Raw genomic sequence first — 17,319 nt, 5'->3', positions numbered from 1 at the left:
CAGGGTTGCTCCCCCTTTTTCGTGGTTCACTTTCCACGCTGGAAAGTTTTGACTTGCCAAATCGGAAAGTTACGCCTATCGCTTTCCACATTGGAAAGTTAAGGAGTTCCCGATCATGGACAGGAATGAAGCTCTCGCCTCGCTGGATGCGGTGCGTCACACCCGCGGCAAGCTGGCACAGCGGTCGCAATGGCCATTGTGGCGGCACGCCCTTTTCGGCTTGCTCGAGGCCACCTTCATCTTCGGCGTATCCCTGCCCTTCGCGGGCATGATCGTGTGCGTGATGATCGCCGCTGCCACGATGGCGTGGATCATCCATGACGACAAAAAGCGCTATGGCATGTTCGTGTCCGGCTGGCAGGGAACCCGTCCCAAGCTCGTGCTGTTCGGCCTTGTCGCCGTGGCGGGTGCAATGGCCGTAGTGTCTTTCACCGCGCGCGGCGAACCGGCCCCCTCGCCTACAGCCCTACTTGCGGCATCTGTTACCTTCGTGGCCTGCACACTGGGCAGCCTGTGGTGGCAAAAGCTCTATCGCCAGGAACTGTCCGATGGGGGCGCGGCATGAGCGCTGCAGGCGATATCGACCCCGCCCTGCACGCACCCGCCCGGCTGCAGATCGCGGCCATGCTGGGCAAGGTGGAGGAAGCCGAATTCGCCACGATCCGCGAGCTTGTGGAGGTAAGCGATTCTGTGCTGTCGAAACACCTCTCGGCCCTGTCGGATGCGGGCTATGTGAAGATCAGCAAGGCCGCGCGCGACGGTCGGCAGCGCACCTGGGCGCAGTTGACGCCAAAGGGCCGCAAGGCCTTTGCCCGCCACATGCGCGCCTTGCATGAACTCGCCGCCGCAGCCGAGCAGGCCGTGGCGGCGCAATAGGAGAGAGGCAGAAAGCCTAGAAGGTGTAACCGATGCCGACAGCGCCTAGGAACTGGTTCTTGCTGCCGCGAATATCGGTGAACGGGGTATCGGCGGCATCGCCCAGCACGCGGGAATAGCCGCCGATCACCACCAGCCCGAGGCCGCCGTTGGCGATATCGCCATCGAGGTCGATCCCCAGCAGCAGGTTTACGCCCGCGCTGGTGAAGCCGCCCCCGCGCGGTTCGAATTCCGGCAGCGGGGCAACGCCGTCACCGATGAAGGCGGCATCGTCCACGCGGAAATAGTAATCCTGGAAATCCGCGTCCGCCCATTCGGTCGAAACCGAGAGGTTGGCAAAAAGCGAGCGGCTGAGCGGGGTGGAATAGCTTACGGAAGGTGACACGGTCATGCCGCCGTGCGCGCCGTTTATATCCCACATGGCATCCACGCCCACGCGGATGTTGTCATAAGGATTGAGCACGGCAGGGAAGTTCACGCCCACGCTGGGGCCGACTTCGATGGCGCGGTCCAGCTCTCCGTAGTCGATGACGACCTCGTCCTCGATCTGGCTGGCGCGATTCGCGCGCAGCCGTCCCGCGACGCCAAGGTCCAGCCCCACGCCTTCAGCGGGGTCCTGCACGAAGTCCAGCGTTACGCCGCCTGCGCGCGGATTGATGTCGACGCCGCCCAGCGAGCCTTGCACGATCGGCAGCACAGTGAACACGTAATCGTCGGAACCTGAGTAGGACGGATTGAGCGCCACGCCCGCGCCTACCGAGAGGTAGTCTCCAGCGAAGACGGTATCTTCCATGCTTATATCGGGCGGGCCCTGCACCTCCACATCGTCCTGCGCCAGCGCCGGGCTGGCGGAGAGGGCGGAAAGCAAGGTGCCGCAGGCGATGGCGGCAGGCGAAAGAAAGCGTGTCTTCATGGATTTTCCCGTCTTGTTTGCAACATGAACGGGCGGTTCCCCGCGCGGTTCCTTCGCCGCCCCCTCGGCAAATCGACGCGGGACCAAGGGCTGTGATTGCACGGCCTCGCCATTCCGCTAAGGCAGTTGGCGAAATGAGCGGGCGCGATTGCGATATTGCCATTGTAGGTGGCGGCCTGTCCGGCGGGCTGATTGCGCTGGCGCTGGCCGTGCACCGGCCCGACGTATCCGTGAAACTAATGGAAGCGGGCGATGCTCTCGGCGGCAACCACCGCTGGAGCTGGTTCGGCACCGACCTTTCGGCCGAAGGCGCAGCGCTGATGGATGGTTTCCGCACTACCGAGTGGAACGACGGCTACCACGTCCGCTTCCCCAAATACCTGCGCCACCTGAAATCGTCCTACGTCTCGCTCGCCAGTCCGGATTTCGCCGCCCGGCTGGAACGCGACCTGCCCGCGGGCACCGTAATCACAGGGACTGAGGTTTCTGCCGTAGATACGGCCGGTGTGGAACTGGCGGACGGCAGGCGCATCACCGCGCGCAGCGTCATCGATTGCCGCGGTTTCACGCCCACGAATACACTGGAGGGCGGCTGGCAGGTGTTCATGGGCCGCCACCTGCGCACGCCCGAGCCGCATGGCGTGGCCCGCCCTACGATCATGGACGCGCATGTCGACCAGCGTGCGCCGCACGGCAACGGCGGGGCCTACCGCTTCGTCTACGTCCTGCCGCTGGGTTCGCACGACCTGTTCATCGAGGACACCTATTACGCCGACAAGCCGCAGCTCGATCGCTCGGCCCTTTCAGCGCGGATTGACGAATACCAGCGACAGATGGGCTGGACCGGCGATCCGGTTGGCTTCGAAACCGGCGTGCTGCCCGTCATCACCGGCGGGGATTTCTCCGCGTTCCAGCGCCAGCACCGCGTCGAAGGCGTGGCGCAGGCCGGCGCGCGCGGCGGCTTCGTCCACCCGCTCACCAGCTACACCCTGCCTATCGCCGTCGAAGTGGCGTTGGCCGTGGCGGCGGATGCGGACCTGCCGGGCGACCAGATGGCCGCCAAGCTGGAGGCGCGGGCGCGGCGGCACTGGTCCCGCATGGGCCATTACCGGATGCTGGGCACGATGCTGTTCTGCGGCGCGCGCCCGCGGGAACGCTACCGCGTGTTCGAACGCTTCTATCGCTTGCGAGAGCCGCTGATCGAGCGGTTCTACGCAGGCCGCTCCACCCTGCTCGACAAGCTGCGCGTGCTGGCGGGAAAGCCGCCCATACCCATTACTCGTGGCATCGGCGCCCTCATGTCGAAGGCCCCGCCCCTGACTGACCCCTCCCGGAAGGACACCTGATGACGACCCCAGAAGGCAAGACTGCATGCGTGATAGGCGCCGGTTTCGGCGGCATGGCGCTCGCCATCCGTCTGCAGAGCGCCGGTATCGCCACCACCGTTGTGGAGGGCCGCGACAAGCCCGGTGGCCGCGCCTACTACTGGGAAAAGGACGGCTTCACCTTCGACGCCGGCCCCACCGTCGTGACCGATCCGGATTGCCTGCGCGAGCTGTGGGAAATCACCGGCCACGACATGGACGAGGACCTGGAGCTGATGAAGGTGATGCCCTTCTACCGGCTCAACTGGCCCGACGGCACCAACTTCGACTATTCCAATGACGAGGAGGACCTGCGCAAGGAGATCATGAAGCTGGAGCCGGCCGACGTGCAGGGTTACGACCGCTTCCTGGACTATGCCGCGGGCGTCTACGAGGAAGGCTACGTCAAGCTCGGCACCGTGCCGTTCCTCGATTTCAAGTCCATGATCAAGGCCGCGCCCGCGCTGATGAAGAAGCAGGCGTGGCGCAGCGTCTATTCGATGGTGGCGAAGTATATCAAGAACGAGAAACTGCGCGAGGCGCTCTCGTTCCACACCCTGCTGGTGGGCGGCAGCCCGATGAAGACGAGCAGCATCTACGCCCTGATCCACAAGTTGGAGAAAGACGGCGGCGTGTGGTGGACGCGCGGCGGCACCAACCGCCTGATCGCAGGGATGGTCCGCCATTTCGAACGGCTGGGCGGCACCATGCGCGTGGGCGATGCCGTCACCCGCGTGGAAACCGTGGGCACCCGTGCCAAGGCGGTCCACACCGCCAGCGGGTGGAGCCAGCAGTTCGATGCCGTGGCCAGCAACGCCGACATCATGCATTCCTACAAGGACCTGCTGGGCGACAGCCAGCGCGGCAAAGCGCAGGCCAAGTCATTGAAGAAGAAAAGCTTCTCGCCTTCGCTATTCGTCGTCCACTTCGGCATCGAGGGCACCTGGCCGGGCATTCCGCACCACATGATCCTGTTCGGCCCGCGCTATCACGGCCTGCTGGACGATATCTATTCCAAGGGCATTCTTCCGGCGGATTTCTCGATTTACCTGCACCACCCCACCGTCACCGATCCCAGTATGGCGCCCGAGGGCATGAGCACGTTCTACGCGCTGGTGCCGGTCGCACACCTCGGCAAGATGCCGATCGACTGGGACAAGGTGGGGCCGGAACTAGAGAAGCGTATCCTCGATGAAGTCGGCCGCCGCCTGATCCCCGATATCCACGACCGCATCGTGACCAAGTTCAGCTATTCCCCGCTCGATTTCGCGGTGGACCTGAACGCCCATCAGGGCAGCGCCTTCAGCCTCGAGCCGGTGCTGTGGCAGAGCGCCTTCTTCCGCGGCCACAACCGCGACGACGTGATCGAGAACTTCTATCTCGTGGGCGCAGGCACGCACCCCGGCGCAGGGATTCCCGGCGTGGTCGGCAGCGCCAAGGCGACGGCGGGATTGATGATCGAGGACTTGTCATCCTGACCGCTGCGGTTACGGGCTGAAATCATGTCTCAGAATTTCAAACGCCTCGCCGTCTATTGCGGCTCCGCCACGCCTGCCGATCCGCGCTTTATCGAACTCGCCCGCCATGTCGGCACCACGCTGGCCCAGCAGGGCGTGGGCGTCGTCTACGGCGGCGGCAAGGCTGGGCTGATGGGCGCTGTCGCCTATGCCGCACTGGAAGCAGGCGGCGAAGTGATCGGCGTGATCCCTCAGGCGCTGGTTGATATGGAAGTGGCCAATACCGATTGCACCGAATTGCACGTGGTCGACACCATGCACCAGCGCAAACAGGCCTTCACCGACCTCTCCGATGGCTTCGTCACCCTCCCGGGCGGCGTGGGCACGCTGGACGAATTGTGGGAAGCGGTAAGCTGGGCGCAACTGGGCTATCACCAGAGCCCGGTCGGCCTTCTTAACGCATTCGGATACTATGACGGGCTAATAGCGTTTAACCGTGAAATGGCCGATGTCGGCTTTGTCCGGGAAATGCACCGCGATATCCTGATCGTGGGCGAAACGCTGGAGGAATTGCTCGGAAAAATGGCGAGTTACGAGCCCATCAAGACCATCGTGCAGATGCGCGCGGAGGACCTTTGAGCACCAAGCGCATCAGGCCGCGCCCGCTGGTCTCCAGCCAGCTGGTAAGGGCTACGCCGCGCCAAGCGGGCGGTGGCCGTTCGCGCGCGGCATTGGTGGCCCGGGCCAGCGAAAGCATCGCGGAAGGCTCGAAGAGTTTCACCGTGGCAAGCTGGCTGTTCGACAAGGCAACGCGGGAACGCGCCCACCTGCTTTACGCCTGGTGCCGACGGTGTGACGACATAGCCGATGGGCAGGAATACGGCTTCAAAGACGGTGCCCGCGACCTGAAGCTGGACCAGGCGAGCGCGAAGGACCGGGTCGAGGCGATCCGCATTCTCACCCACCGCGCGCTGGACGGTCAGCCCACGGCGGACCTCGCGTTCGATGCGCTGGGCCTCGTCGCTGCCGAAACCGGCATTACCCGCGAAATGTGCGACGATGTGATCGACGGCTTCGCACTCGACGCCGACGGCTGGCGGCCGCGCACCGAGGGCGACCTGATGCGCTACTGCTATCATGTGGCGGGCGCTGTCGGCGTGATGATGGCGAAAGTGATGGGCGTTCCCAGCGATGCGACCGAAACGCTCGATCGCGCCTGCGACCTCGGACTTGCCTTCCAGCTCAACAACATTGCGCGCGACATCTGGGACGATGACGCTGCCGGGCGCTGCTACATCCCCGAGGAATGGCTGGTGGAAATGGACATTCCGCCGGGCCAGTTGATGAAACCCGCCTACCGCGAGGAACTGGTGCAACTGGCCGGGCGGCTGGTGGGCATTGCGCGGGTGCACGATGCACAGGCGCGCATCGGTGCCGGGCGGCTGAAGTTCCGCCAGCGCTGGGCCGTGCTGTCTGCCGCAAACATATACGGCGCGATCGGCGAAAAGGTGGTGGCGCGCGGCGATGCGGCGTGGGACCACCGCGTGCGCGTCAGTTTCCCGGCAAAGCTGGGCCATGTCGCCAGGGCACTGAAGGAGACCGTACGCGGCTCCTACCCGCCTCAGTTCGAGCCGAAATGGACCCGTGGGCAACTGCTGGTCGCGGCGCGCATGGCTGGCCCGGTGGCGGGCGTGCCCGACACGCCGCTGCGCGATGAAGGCATAAGGCGCAAGGACGATTGACCGGGTTTCAGGTTGCAATTGTAACGATATGCGGAGAAGCAGGGGCATGATTTCAAAGCTGCTCATAGCCAACCGCGGCGAGATCGCCTGCCGCATCATCCGCACCGCCCGCGACATGGGGATCGCCACCGTGGCGGTCTACTCCGATGCCGATGCCAAGGCGCTGCACGTTCGCCAAGCGGACGAGGCTGTGCACATCGGCCCCTCGCCGGCTGCCGAAAGCTACCTCGTCGGCGAGAAGATTATCGCGGCGGCAAAGGAGACGGGCGCGGAGGCGATCCATCCGGGCTACGGCTTCCTGTCGGAAAACGCCGGCTTCGCGCAGGCCGTGATCGATGCGGGGCTGATCTGGGTCGGCCCGAAACCCTCCAGCATCGAGGCGATGGGCCTGAAGGATGCCGCGAAAACGCTGATGCAGGAGGCAGGCGTGCCGGTGACGCCGGGCTATCTGGGCAAGGACCAGTCGGTTGAGCGCCTGAAGAAAGAGGCCGATGCCATCGGCTATCCCGTCCTCATCAAGGCCGTGGCTGGCGGCGGCGGCAAGGGGATGCGCAAGGTCGATAGCGCCGAGGACTTCGAGGCCATGCTGCAAAGCTGCCGCCGCGAGGCCAAGGCCAGCTTTTCCAACGATGAAGTGCTGCTGGAAAAGTGGATCACCTCGCCCCGTCATATCGAGGTGCAGGTGTTCGGCGACAGCCACGGCAATGTCGTCCACCTGTTCGAACGCGACTGCTCGCTCCAGCGCCGTCACCAGAAGGTGATCGAGGAAGCCCCTGCGCCGGGCATGGACGAGGCGACGCGCGAGGAAATCTGCGCCGCCGCCGTGCGCGCGGCAAAAGCGGTGGACTACGAAGGCGCGGGCACCATCGAATTCATCGCCGATGCCAGCGAAGGGCTGCGAGCTGACCGCATCTTCTTCATGGAGATGAACACCCGCCTGCAGGTGGAGCATCCCGTCACCGAGGAGATCACCGGCGTCGACTTGGTCGAATGGCAATTGCGCGTGGCGGCGGGCGAGGCGATTCCGCTGAAACAGGACGAGCTTTCGATCAACGGCCATGCCATCGAGGCGCGGCTTTATGCGGAGGATCCGTCCAGCGGATTCCTGCCCTCGACCGGCCCGCTCGATCATTTCGATCTTGGCACGGCAGGCCGCATCGAAACCGGCGTGGAAGAGGGCGACGTTATCTCCCCGCACTACGATCCGATGGTCGCCAAGCTGGTTACGTGGGGCGAAACGCGCGACGAGGCGATCGACGAGCTCGCTGCGATTACCGAGAGCGTGGAAATCTGGCCGGTGAAGACCAACGCGGCTTTCCTCGCCAACGCCTTGCTGGACGACGATTTCGGCGAAGGAAACCTCGATACAGGCTTTATCGAGCGCAAGCTGGAAACCCTCGTCGCCGACGAGAAACCGGACGATACGATCTGGCAGGCGGCTGCCGACTTTACACTGATGGCGGCAATGGACGACCAGGTGCCCAGCGCACTGGGCTTCCGCCTCAACGCCCCGCCCCGCATCGCCGCGACGCTGGGATTCAAGGGTGAGACGCGCACCGTGATCGCCAGCGGCAAGCAGCACGCGGCCCACGCCACCGGCTTTGTCGAGGAAGCGCGCACAGTAGTCTTCGCCGACGGGCAGAGCTTCGAGTTCGCCCGCGACGCTCGCGGCACGGGCGCAGCCGCAGCCGCCGACGGCGCGATCCTCGCGCCCATGCCGGGCAAGGTCATCACGCTCGATGTGGCCGAGGGCGACAGCGTTACAGCAGGTCAGCGGCTGATGGTGCTGGAAGCGATGAAGATGGAGCACTCGCTCACCGCGCCGTTCGACGGCACGGTGACGCAGCTCTCCGCCAGCGAAGGCGCGCAGGTGCAGGTGGAGGCAGTGTTGGCCGTGGTGGAAACTGCGGAGGGCTAACCCCCTAGGTATTCCGCCAGAGCCGCCTGCTCCGCTGCGCTCGTGTGCATTCCCAGCTTGGTGCGCCGCCAGAGAATGTCGTCCGCCGTCTGCGCCCATTCGTGATCGCGCAGGTAGGTGACTTCGGTCTCCGAAAGCCCGCCACCGAACGCGTGGCCAAGGTCGTCCCACCCTTTCGCCTCGCCCAGCCAGTCCCACGCACGGGTGCCGTAGGCGCGGCCTATGCGCACCACGTCCCGCTCCGACAGGAAAGGAAAGTCTTCGCTTAGCACTTGGAACAGATAGGGCTGCGCGTGCTTGTCGATGTCGCCGCCGGGCAGCGGAGCCGTATCCGTCCAGTGCTTGCCCTTCAGCACCGGCAGGCGTTCGGCCAGCCTGTCCAGCGCGTCTTCCGCCACGTGGCGGTAGGAGGTGATCTTGCCGCCGTATATGCCGAGCACCGGAGCGCCGCGCCCGGCATCGCTCAGCGCCAGTTCGTATCCGCGCGACGCCGCTTCGGGGCGGCCCGAGCCATCGTCCACGAGCGCGCGCACACCTGCGTAGGTGTGCACCACGTCATCGGGCGTCACGTCGTGTTTGAAATATCGGTTCACCGCGTCGCACAGGTAGCGAATTTCGTCCGCGCTCGCCTTTACGTCGTCCAGCGAACCGGGATGGTCAGCATCGGTCGTGCCCACCAGCGTGTAGTCGTCCTCCCACGGGATCGCGAAGCAGATGCGCGTGTCCGGCTGTTGCAGGATGTAAGCGCAGTCGTGCTCGAACAGCTTCGGCACTACGAGATGCGATCCGCGCACGCGGCGAATGCCGTAGGCGGGGTTCTCTCCCACCAGCCGCGCCACTTCGTCCGCGCCCGGCCCGGCGGCGTTCACCAGCGCGCGGGCCCGGAACGTCTCGCCGCCCGCTTCAACGTGCCACAGCTCACCCTCCCGCCGCGCGGCGGTGACGGGCGTGCGGGCGCGGATCTGTGCGCCGCATTCGGCGGCATCCAGCGCGTTCAGCACCACCAGCCGGGCATCGTCCACCCACCCGTCCGAGTATTCGAATGCGTGGGTGTATTGCCCTTCCAGCGAAGCGCCGGCGGGATGCTTGCGCAGGTCCACGCTGCGCGTCTTCTTCAGCGCCCCCTTCCCTCCGATGTGATCGTAGAGGAACAGCCCCGCGCGCAGCATCCATTTCGGGCGCATGTTCTTCGTCACCGGCAGCACGAAGCGCATCGGCCAGATGATGTGCGGCGCGATGGACCACAGCGTTTCGCGTTCTCCCAGTGCTTCGCGCACCAGGGCGAATTCGTAATATTCGAGGTAGCGCAGCCCGCCGTGCACCAGCTTCGTGCTCTTGGACGAGGTGCCGCTGGCAAGGTCGCCCTTTTCCAGCAGAAGCACGCTGGCGCCCCTGCCCGCCGCATCGCGCGCCACGCCCGCACCGTTCACGCCGCCGCCGATCACGATCAGGTCGAACGGCTGTGTGGCGGACGTTTCGGGCATCAGTGCGGGCTCTCCGTGATGTAGCGCGGCTTGCGCGGGCGGGTGAACAGCTTGCCACGTTCGCTGAACAGCACAAGGGCCAGCGCGATCAGGCTGCTGCCCAGCAGCGCGATGGCCAGCGGCAGCGCCGTGCCGTCGTAGGCCTGGCCGATGGCAATGCCCATGACAGCGCCCAGCAGCATGCGGATGGCGGACTGCACCGAGCTTGCCGCGCCCGCGCTGTCGAAGAAGGGCTGCATGGCGATGGAACCGAAATTCGCGCCGAGGAAACCCAGCAGGCAAAGGTTGATGCTGATCAGCGGGAAGAACCACGCCAGCGAATCCGCGTGAACTTCGGCAGCATAGACCTGCACCACGCTGACGAGGATGAAGGCGATCAGCGCAGTGTGCGATACGCGCCGCGCGCCGAACCGCTCGACAATGCGCGAATTGGCAAAGCTGGAGAAGGCCAGCGTCGCCGCCGATGCGCCGAAGATCAGCGGGAACTGCTCCTCCGCCCCGAAATGCTCGCCGATCAATTGCTGCGCGGAATTGATGTAGCCGAACACCGCGCCGAACGTGAGGCCGGCTGCCAGCACATATCCCACCGCCTCGCGCGTGCGGAAGGTGAGCGGCAGGTTGTGGACGATGGTGCGCGGGTCGATCTTCTGCCGGTGGCGCGGGTCCAGCGTTTCGGGCAGGCGCTTTGCCGCCCAGGCCGCCGCGCCGATGCCGAACAGGGCGAGGGCGAAGAATATCCATTCCCAGCTGGCGAAAGTCAGCACGATCTGCCCGAGCGTTGGGGCCAGCACGGGTACGGCCATGAAAACGATGAAGATCATCGAGATCAGCCGCGCCATGGCATCCCCGTCGAACCGGTCGCGGATGATCGCGGCGGGCAGCACCATCAGTCCTGCCGTGCCGAACCCCTGTGCCGCACGAAGCGCCAGCAGTATCTCGAAACTGGGGGCGAACATGCAAAGCAGCGATGCGACAAGGTAGATGGCGAGGCTGACGAACAGCACAGGTCGCCTGCCGAACCTGTCTGCGAACAGGCCGGGCACCAGGCTGCCGAAGCCGGTAGCCAGCAGGTATACGCCCACCACCAGCTGGCGACGGTTGGGATCGTCCACCGAGAAGGTGCTGGCGATTTCGTCCAGCGCGGGCAGCATGGCATCGATGGCGAGCGCGTTCAGGCTCATCAACGTGGCCATCAGCACGATGAACTCGCGTTGCCCGACCTTGCGGCCGGATCCGTCTGCAGCGGTGATGGTAAGGCTCGTCACGCAGTCCCTTTGGCCAAGTTTGGCGGGCGAGAAAAGGATTAAGTCAACTTCGTGCCAAAAGGCTATAGAGCCCTCGTGATGGCGAATCCCGACGACATCCAGGAATGCGACGGCGACGACGCGCCGCCCGAGGCCGATGGCCTGCGCAAGATCATCCACGTCGACATGGACGCCTTCTTCGCCAGCGTGGAGCAGCGCGACAACCCGGAGTTGCGCGGCAAGCCGGTGGCCGTTGGCGGATCGAGCGGACGCGGCGTGGTGGCCGCCGCCAGTTACGAAGCGCGCAAGTACGGCGTGAAGAGCGCAATGCCCTCCGTCACGGCGAAGCGAAAGTGCCCGGACCTGATCTTCTGCAAGAGCCGCTTCGACGTCTATCGCGAAGTCTCGGAACAGATCCGTGCGATCTTCCATCACTACACTCCGCACGTGGAGCCGCTGAGCCTCGACGAGGCCTACCTCGACGTGACCGAGGATCGCCACGGCCTCGGCTCGGCCACCGCCATCGCGCAGGCCATCCGGCGGCAGATCCGCGAAGTCACGCAGCTGACGGCGAGCGCGGGCGTTTCGTACAACAAGTTCCTGGCCAAGCTGGCGAGCGACCAGAACAAGCCCGATGGCCTGTGCGTGATCCGCCCCGGCGAAGGCGCGGCTTTCGTGCAGAGCCTGCCCATCCGCCGCTTCCACGGGGTCGGCCCCAAGGGCGCGGAGAAGATGGCGAGGCTCGGCATCGAGACAGGCGCGGACCTCGCCCAAAAGGACCGCGAGTGGCTGGCGGCGAACTTCGGAAGTTTCGGAGATTACCTCTACCGCGCGGCGCGTGGGATCGACCTCAGGCCCGTGCGCGCCAACCGCATTCGCAAGTCCATCGGCGGGGAGCGCACCTTCAGCGAGGATATCTCCGCCGAGGACGAGCTGCGCGACACACTGGAGCGGATCATAGACATCGTGTGGGAGCGGATCGCCGCCAAGCAGGCGAAGGGGCGCACCGTCACGCTGAAACTGAAGTTCAACGATTTCCAGATCGCCACCCGCTCCCGCAGCCAGGCCCAGCCGGTGGCGGACAAGGCGCAGTTCGCCGCTACCGCGCGCGCCATACTGGAAGACGAGTTGCCGCTGCCCATGCCGATCCGGCTGATGGGACTGACACTCAGCAATCTGGACCGGGACGGCCCAGAGCAGAAACCGCGCGACGACGCCCAGCTATCGCTGCTTTAGAACCTCCAGCCGCTTTTCAGTCGAGTGGGTCAACGGTTGCGGTAGGTCATCGAGCGCGAACCACCGCGCCTCGATCACTTCGCGAAGATCGGGCCTTGGCTCTCCATCGGCGCGGGCGTGGAATATCCAGTGCCGGTGCGGCGCGCCGTGCATGGTGTCCTCACCCTCGTGCAGCAGCACCAGTTCGACAAGCTCGCAGGAAAGCTCCTCGCGAACTTCGCGGCGGATGGCCAGTTCGGGGTCTTCGCTGAGGCGCGCACCGCCCGCAGGCGTGGTCCAGTGGCCGGAGCCGTAGGACTGTCGGATCAGCAGCACGCGCTCGTGCTCGTCACGGATGAACACCGCCACCCCGGCGATGCGGGGCTTGAACAGGCGGAGGTAGGTCTTGCGCAGCGCATGGCCGAGCGGCAGGACCGCGCGGTGCAACGGCGCGGGGATTAGGTGAAGCATGTCACCTGCTGGCGCGCCGCGCCCAGCAGGCGCGCCACCGGCAGGTCGCTCTCGCCCTCGGCTGCGGCATCGAAGACCGCGCGCTTGTCGTCGCCGCGGATCACGAACATCAGCGCGTCGCTGTCGAGCAGCGAAGGGATGGTCAGCGTCACCCGGTCGAACGGCGCTTCGGGAGGGAGCGGATCGGGCGTGAGGCGCCGGATCGGAGCGTCGTCGTCCGCTTTCGGATCGGTGTTGGGAAACAGGCTGGCAATATGGCCGTCCGCGCCCATGCCCAGCCACACCAGCGCGAAATGGGGCACCTGCTCCATTACCGTGAGTGTGGCGACATGTGCGCCGACAGGCTCGAACAACGCGCGGATCTTGCCGGTGTTGCTGGCCTCGTGATCTTCGGGCACCACTCGGTCGTCGCCCGGCCAGACGGTCACGCGGCTCCATTCGAGATCGGCTTTCACCAGTTCGCGCATGATCGGGAACGGCGTGGAACCGCCCGGCACGCTGATGGCAACGGGCGCGTCGCTTTCGATCAGCTTGCTGCGCAGGATTGCTTCGATGAAAGTGGCGATGGTGTCGTCGCCTGCGTTCTCAATGATGTCGATGTCGGCCATGGCAGTCTCCTAGACGCAAAACCGCCGCGTAGCGAGTGCTGCGCGGCGGTTGTGGTAGTGCGGTGGGGCAAATTTACCCGAGCGTGGAATCGAGGAACCAGACGCGTTCCTCGGCCATGTCGGTCCAGTCGTCCAGCAGGCCGTCGGTGGCGTTGTCGCCTGCCGCTTCGGCATGCTTTTTCAGTTCCTTCAGGCGCTCGACCATCTTCTGATTATCGTCGCGCAGTTCGCGAACCATGTCCTCGGCGGCGAGCGAGGTGTCGTCCTGATCCTTGATCTGGGTATGCTTCGCGACCGAGCCGATGGAGGTCAGCGTGAGTTCGCCGTTCTTGCGAACCCGCTCTCCGATGTCGTCGATCTGGTCGCGGATTTCCACCGCCTGTTCGTCGAACAGCAGGTGCAGGTCGCGGAAACGCGGACCCTTTACGTGCCAGTGGAAATTCTTGGTCTTGAAATACAGCGCCATGTGATCGGCCAGCAGGCCGTTCAGCCCTTCGATCAGCGCGGTTTTCGAATTGTCTCCAGCGGATGCCATGTAACTCTCGTCCTTTCGATTGTCTGTTTGCCTAACCAACGGCCTTACTCGCCCTCGGTTTCAGGATTTTGACCGGATACGGTGATCGGCTGAACCGATGATCGCCCAAGCTTCAGAAAAGAAAGGCGATTACTACCGCTGCGAGTATCAGGCCCGCCCCGACAATGCGGCGCAATAGGTCCAGGGGCAGCGCCTGCCAGTCCTCCGCCGCCACAATTGCTCCTACCAGCACCACCAGCGCGCCCATGGCGCCGCCCGCCGCCGCCAGCAGCATCTCGCCCGTCGCGATGGCCAGCGAGAGAATGATGAAGCCGCTGGCATCAGTCACCATACCAAGGAGCAGGACCAGCGTGATCGCGCCCATTGAGCGGGTCGGCTCGCGCGGCTTGGCGGGCGGTGTCCTCAGCAGCACTTCCAGCCCTGCCAGCAGCAGCGCCACGGCTACGACGACAGGCTTGAAACTTGCCGGAATCAAGTGGGCGAGCCCGCTTGCGATCCACGCGGCAAGGGCAGCGCCTGCCAGCGCCGCCAGCACTGCGGTTACGAGCAGCGGCCCGGTCCACCCCAGTGTCGAGCGCAGGCGCGCCACCCGCATGGCATCGCGCCCTGCCACCATGGCAGCGACCACCGCGATGAACGTGAGGAAGAAGGCGGGCATGGACGGGCTATAGCAGCGGCCAACCCGCGCGCCAGCTACTCCTCGTCCGCCATCAGTTGCCGGATCTTCACCAGCGCCTGCGCCTTCAACTGGTGGACGCGCGGCACGCTGATCTCCAGCACCTGCGCAATCTCGGTGAGGTTCAATTCCTCCACGAAATAGAGTTGCAGCACCAGTTGCAGCCGATCGGGCAGCCTGACCATCGCATCGCCCAGCCGCGCGTTGTCCTGCATCTCACTGACCAGCGCGAAGGGATCGGGCAGGTCGCTGGCGAAGACATCGCTGGCATCGTCGTAGGCCGAGTCCATCGAGACGAGGTGCACTTCGTCGCCCAAGTGCTGCGAGAGCTCGGCGGGCGTCATGTCCACCAGCGCGGCCAGTTCGTCGTGCCCCGGTTCGCGGCCCGAAAGCTGCGCGAATTCGCGCCGCGCCTCCTCGATCTCGCGCCGTCTTTTCGCTGCGCCCCGGCTGCCCGGCATGGTCTTGCGCACGAGGTCGAACATGGCCCCGCGCACGCGCAGCTTGGCGTATGCGGCGAAGCCGTCCTCGCCTGGCCCCTCGTGGTTGCGGGCGGCTTCTGTCAGGGCGATGAAGCCGGCCTGCATCAGGTCCTCTATCTCCAGCCCCTCTCGGCCCGCGCCGTTGATGTGCCAGGCGGCCTTGCGCACCATCGGCACGAAGCGGCGCACGCGGTCGCTCACCACGTCGGCCCCCTGGTAGGCGGCGGCAAAGGCAGATGGATCGTGTTTCATGCGGCAAGCACCTCTTGTGATGCGTCAGGCAATTGTGGGGGAGCAGGCGGCGAAGCGCGGCCGCCGATCACGGCAATCACTTCCACCGGCTGGCTGGGCGGCAATTCGGCAATGGAAAGGACAAGACAGCCGGGCGCACGCTGGCGCAGCAGCGCGGCCAGCGCGCGGCGGGCGGGTGGCTGCACGATCAGGGCAAGACCGCGGGAGGAATGCTCGGCCATGTTCGCGGTCACGGCATCGCCGATCATCCGCGCGCAATCGGGTTCGATCACCGGCTGCCCCGTCGCCGGATCGCGCATCCCGCCAAGGATGGCGCTTTCCAGTTCGGCATCCAGCGTCAGCACGCCCAGCGCCTGCGTCGGCGGGCACACCTGCCCCACCAGCCAGCCGCCAAGGTCGGCGCGGATATGGTCCACCAGCGCGTCGAAATCCTTGGTGACTTGCAACCCCAACGCGAGGCTGGAAAGGATCGGCACCGGGTGGGCGAGGCTGATGCCATCGGCCAGCAACGCGCGCAGCATCCGGGTGATCGCAGCGAGGGAGAGCGGGTCCGGGTGAATGGCCTCCACCAGCCCCGGCGCCCGGTCCTTTGCGGCATCCAGCAGGCTGCGCACTTCCTCCGGCCCCAGCAGTTGCGCCCCGCGTTCCTGCAACAATTGGTTGAGGTGCGTGGCGATCACGGTGTCGGCGGCAACGGTGAGGAAACCCTCGGCCACGGCATGGTCGCGCTCGGCAGGGGAAATCCACAGCGCCGGGCAGCCGAAGCTGGGATCGGTGGTGGGCTGCCCCGCAAGACCGTGGTTCCGGCTCACCTCGCCTGTATCGATGGCGAGAATGGCATCGGGCCGCGCCTCTGCCCGCGCCAGTTCCACCCCGCCCAGCACCACGCGATAATCGTTTGCGGGCAGATCGAGCGAGTCCCGGATGCGGAACTGCGGCACGACGAAGCCAAAGGCCTGGCTCAGCTGCTTGCGCACCCCGGTAACGCGGGTGACGAGCGGCGCGCCTTTCCCCTCGTCGACGAGGTGGACGAGGCCGTAGCCCATCTCCAGCGTCACCAGCGTATGGTCGCTGACATCGGCGATTTCGATGCGCTGCGGCTCGTCAGGTACGTCTTCCACCGGCTCGACCAGCGGCGCATCCAGCTTGCGTTTCAGCGTGCGGTAGAGCCAGAAGGCCAGCGCGGCGGCGGGCAGGAACACCATCTGCGGCATGGCCGGGATCATCCCGATCGCGCCCAGCACCAGCGCCACCGGCAGCCAGCTTGCAGGATTGGAGAACTGCCGCCCGATCTGTCCGACAAGGTCGCTGGCATCGGTGACGCGGGTCACGATGGCGGCAGCGGCGATGGAGAGCAGCAGCGCGGGCACCTGCGCCACCAGTGCATCGCCCACGGCCAGCGTGATGAAAGTTTCCGCCGCTTCGCCCGCGCTCATGCCGTGGCTGATCATGCCAAGGCCGGTGCCGGCGATGATGTTCACCGCCAGAATCAGCATGGCGGCGATGGCATCGCCTTTCACGAACTTGCTGGCACCATCCATCGAACCGTAGAAATCGGCCTCGGTCGACACTTCCACGCGGCGGGCCTTGGCTTCCTCTGCCGTCATCAGCCCGGCGGCGATATCGGCATCGATCGCCATCTGCTTGCCGGGCAAGGCGTCCAGCGTGAAGCGGGCGGACACTTCCGACACGCGGCCCGCGCCCTTGGTGATTACCACCAGGTTGATGATCAGCAGGATGATGAAGACGAACAGCCCGACGGCGAAATTGCCTCCGACAAGGAAAGCGCCGAAGCTCTCGATCACCTGTCCGGCAGCGCCTTCCCCCTCGTGCCCGTTCACCAGCACGATGCGGGTGGAAGCGACGTTGAGCGCGAGGCGCAGCAGCGTGGCGAACAGCAGGACGGTGGGAAAGGCACTGAAATCGAGCGGCTTCGTAGCGTTCAGCGCCGCCATCAGCACGCCGATGGACAGCGCGATGTTGAAGACGAAGAACACGTCCAGCATCACCGTGGGAATGGGCAGCACCATCATGGCGATCAGCGCCAGAATGCCTGCGGGCAGCGCCAGCGATGCAGCGTTG

The 17,319-nt window shown here is 65.4% G+C and carries 17 protein-coding genes; 8 read left to right on the top strand and 9 right to left on the bottom strand.

Features of this window, described 5'->3' with window-relative positions; genetic code table 11:
- The first annotated feature begins 115 nt into the window (after window positions 1–115).
- Window positions 116–565 carry a hypothetical protein gene (locus tag D4Q51_RS10755; RefSeq protein ID WP_120077749.1) on the top strand — a complete coding sequence of 150 codons (450 nt, stop codon included), beginning with the start codon at window positions 116–118 and terminating at the stop codon, window positions 563–565.
- The gene (locus D4Q51_RS10750) at window positions 562–876 is read left to right on the top strand and encodes a transcriptional regulator (protein ID WP_120077748.1); all 315 of its coding nucleotides are present in this window, start codon (window positions 562–564) and stop codon (window positions 874–876) included. The genes D4Q51_RS10755 and D4Q51_RS10750 overlap by 4 nt, the downstream gene beginning before the upstream one ends.
- A 16-nt stretch (window positions 877–892) precedes the next feature.
- Here the strand turns inward: D4Q51_RS10750 and D4Q51_RS10745 are convergent, their stop codons facing one another.
- Window positions 893–1,789 (bottom strand): MipA/OmpV family protein, encoded by an 897-nt coding sequence (locus tag D4Q51_RS10745; protein WP_120077747.1) that lies wholly within the window; start codon window positions 1,787–1,789, stop codon window positions 893–895.
- 134 nt (window positions 1,790–1,923) lie between these two features.
- On the opposite strand from D4Q51_RS10745, the gene crtY reads away from it, so the two are divergent.
- Genes crtY through D4Q51_RS10720 form a run of 5 tightly spaced genes read left to right on the top strand, consistent with a single transcriptional unit; the run spans window position 1,924 to window position 8,270 of the window.
- On the top strand, window positions 1,924–3,135 hold the full coding sequence (crtY, locus tag D4Q51_RS10740) for a lycopene beta-cyclase CrtY (RefSeq protein ID WP_120077746.1): 1,212 nt from the start codon (window positions 1,924–1,926) through the stop codon (window positions 3,133–3,135).
- Complete coding sequence (locus D4Q51_RS10735) at window positions 3,135–4,631, top strand: phytoene desaturase (protein ID WP_120077745.1); 1,497 nt, start codon at window positions 3,135–3,137, stop codon at window positions 4,629–4,631. Before crtY ends, D4Q51_RS10735 begins: the two co-directional genes overlap by 1 nt.
- Before the next feature lie 24 nt (window positions 4,632–4,655).
- On the top strand, window positions 4,656–5,249 hold the full coding sequence (locus tag D4Q51_RS10730; RefSeq protein ID WP_120077744.1) for an LOG family protein: 594 nt from the start codon (window positions 4,656–4,658) through the stop codon (window positions 5,247–5,249).
- Window positions 5,246–6,352 carry a phytoene/squalene synthase family protein gene (locus tag D4Q51_RS10725; RefSeq protein ID WP_338068470.1) on the top strand — a complete coding sequence of 369 codons (1,107 nt, stop codon included), beginning with the start codon at window positions 5,246–5,248 and terminating at the stop codon, window positions 6,350–6,352. The genes D4Q51_RS10730 and D4Q51_RS10725 overlap by 4 nt, the downstream gene beginning before the upstream one ends.
- A 46-nt stretch (window positions 6,353–6,398) precedes the next feature.
- Window positions 6,399–8,270, top strand: a complete 1,872-nt coding sequence (locus D4Q51_RS10720; RefSeq protein WP_120077743.1) for an acetyl/propionyl/methylcrotonyl-CoA carboxylase subunit alpha — start codon at window positions 6,399–6,401, stop codon at window positions 8,268–8,270.
- Here D4Q51_RS10720 and D4Q51_RS10715 read toward each other — a convergent pair.
- Window positions 8,267–9,754: a glycerol-3-phosphate dehydrogenase gene (locus tag D4Q51_RS10715; RefSeq protein ID WP_120077742.1), complete on the bottom strand. Its 1,488-nt coding sequence runs from the start codon at window positions 9,752–9,754 to the stop codon at window positions 8,267–8,269. The two genes, D4Q51_RS10720 and D4Q51_RS10715, sit on opposite strands and share 4 nt — an antisense overlap.
- The gene (locus D4Q51_RS10710; protein WP_240624682.1) at window positions 9,754–11,019 is read right to left on the bottom strand and encodes a multidrug effflux MFS transporter; all 1,266 of its coding nucleotides are present in this window, start codon (window positions 11,017–11,019) and stop codon (window positions 9,754–9,756) included. Before D4Q51_RS10710 ends, D4Q51_RS10715 begins: the two co-directional genes overlap by 1 nt.
- Before the next feature lie 78 nt (window positions 11,020–11,097).
- On the opposite strand from D4Q51_RS10710, the gene dinB reads away from it, so the two are divergent.
- On the top strand, window positions 11,098–12,234 hold the full coding sequence (gene dinB / locus D4Q51_RS10705) for a DNA polymerase IV (RefSeq protein ID WP_120077741.1): 1,137 nt from the start codon (window positions 11,098–11,100) through the stop codon (window positions 12,232–12,234).
- Here dinB and D4Q51_RS10700 read toward each other — a convergent pair.
- The 6 genes from D4Q51_RS10700 to D4Q51_RS10675 form a co-directional block, all read right to left on the bottom strand.
- The gene (locus tag D4Q51_RS10700; protein WP_120077740.1) at window positions 12,220–12,684 is read right to left on the bottom strand and encodes an NUDIX hydrolase; all 465 of its coding nucleotides are present in this window, start codon (window positions 12,682–12,684) and stop codon (window positions 12,220–12,222) included. The two genes, dinB and D4Q51_RS10700, sit on opposite strands and share 15 nt — an antisense overlap.
- Window positions 12,672–13,292, bottom strand: a complete 621-nt coding sequence (locus D4Q51_RS10695; protein ID WP_120077739.1) for a 6-phosphogluconolactonase — start codon at window positions 13,290–13,292, stop codon at window positions 12,672–12,674. The genes D4Q51_RS10700 and D4Q51_RS10695 overlap by 13 nt, the downstream gene beginning before the upstream one ends.
- Window positions 13,293–13,365: 73 nt before the next feature.
- Entirely contained in the window at window positions 13,366–13,827 is a 462-nt protein-coding gene (locus D4Q51_RS10690) for a Dps family protein (RefSeq protein ID WP_120077738.1), read from the bottom strand.
- Window positions 13,828–13,939: 112 nt separating this feature from the next.
- Entirely contained in the window at window positions 13,940–14,485 is a 546-nt protein-coding gene (locus tag D4Q51_RS10685) for a hypothetical protein (protein ID WP_120077737.1), read from the bottom strand.
- Between the two features lie 35 nt (window positions 14,486–14,520).
- On the bottom strand, window positions 14,521–15,237 hold the full coding sequence (locus D4Q51_RS10680) for a sigma-70 family RNA polymerase sigma factor (protein ID WP_120077736.1): 717 nt from the start codon (window positions 15,235–15,237) through the stop codon (window positions 14,521–14,523).
- Window positions 15,234–17,270 (bottom strand): flagellar biosynthesis protein FlhA, encoded by a 2,037-nt coding sequence (locus D4Q51_RS10675; protein ID WP_240624701.1) that lies wholly within the window; start codon window positions 17,268–17,270, stop codon window positions 15,234–15,236. The genes D4Q51_RS10680 and D4Q51_RS10675 overlap by 4 nt, the downstream gene beginning before the upstream one ends.
- Window positions 17,271–17,319 lie beyond the last annotated feature (49 nt).

Origin of the sequence: Aurantiacibacter odishensis (assembly GCF_003605195.1) — a bacterium.
GTDB classification, from domain to species: Bacteria; Pseudomonadota; Alphaproteobacteria; order Sphingomonadales; family Sphingomonadaceae; genus Alteraurantiacibacter; species Alteraurantiacibacter odishensis.
Note: the sequence above shows the minus strand (reverse complement) of the source record. Positions and strands in the feature narration are given on the sequence as shown.

What these genes read in the sequence shown, in the direction of transcription:
- D4Q51_RS10755 (WP_120077749.1), top strand. Translation starts at nt 116, where the DNA reads ATGGACAGGAATGAAGCTCTCGCCTCGCTGGATGCGGTGCGTCACACC.
- D4Q51_RS10750 (WP_120077748.1), top strand. Translation starts at nt 562, where the DNA reads ATGAGCGCTGCAGGCGATATCGACCCCGCCCTGCACGCACCCGCCCGG.
- D4Q51_RS10745 (WP_120077747.1), bottom strand. Translation starts at nt 1,789, where the DNA reads ATGAAGACACGCTTTCTTTCGCCTGCCGCCATCGCCTGCGGCACCTTG.
- crtY (WP_120077746.1), top strand. Translation starts at nt 1,924, where the DNA reads ATGAGCGGGCGCGATTGCGATATTGCCATTGTAGGTGGCGGCCTGTCC.
- D4Q51_RS10735 (WP_120077745.1), top strand. Translation starts at nt 3,135, where the DNA reads ATGACGACCCCAGAAGGCAAGACTGCATGCGTGATAGGCGCCGGTTTC.
- D4Q51_RS10730 (WP_120077744.1), top strand. Translation starts at nt 4,656, where the DNA reads ATGTCTCAGAATTTCAAACGCCTCGCCGTCTATTGCGGCTCCGCCACG.
- D4Q51_RS10720 (WP_120077743.1), top strand. Translation starts at nt 6,399, where the DNA reads ATGATTTCAAAGCTGCTCATAGCCAACCGCGGCGAGATCGCCTGCCGC.
- D4Q51_RS10715 (WP_120077742.1), bottom strand. Translation starts at nt 9,754, where the DNA reads ATGCCCGAAACGTCCGCCACACAGCCGTTCGACCTGATCGTGATCGGC.
- dinB (WP_120077741.1), top strand. Translation starts at nt 11,098, where the DNA reads ATGGCGAATCCCGACGACATCCAGGAATGCGACGGCGACGACGCGCCG.
- D4Q51_RS10700 (WP_120077740.1), bottom strand. Translation starts at nt 12,684, where the DNA reads ATGCTTCACCTAATCCCCGCGCCGTTGCACCGCGCGGTCCTGCCGCTC.
- D4Q51_RS10695 (WP_120077739.1), bottom strand. Translation starts at nt 13,292, where the DNA reads ATGGCCGACATCGACATCATTGAGAACGCAGGCGACGACACCATCGCC.
- D4Q51_RS10690 (WP_120077738.1), bottom strand. Translation starts at nt 13,827, where the DNA reads ATGGCATCCGCTGGAGACAATTCGAAAACCGCGCTGATCGAAGGGCTG.
- D4Q51_RS10685 (WP_120077737.1), bottom strand. Translation starts at nt 14,485, where the DNA reads ATGCCCGCCTTCTTCCTCACGTTCATCGCGGTGGTCGCTGCCATGGTG.
- D4Q51_RS10680 (WP_120077736.1), bottom strand. Translation starts at nt 15,237, where the DNA reads ATGAAACACGATCCATCTGCCTTTGCCGCCGCCTACCAGGGGGCCGAC.
- D4Q51_RS10675 (WP_240624701.1), bottom strand. Translation starts at nt 17,270, where the DNA reads ATGATGGTGCTGCCCATTCCCACGGTGATGCTGGACGTGTTCTTCGTC.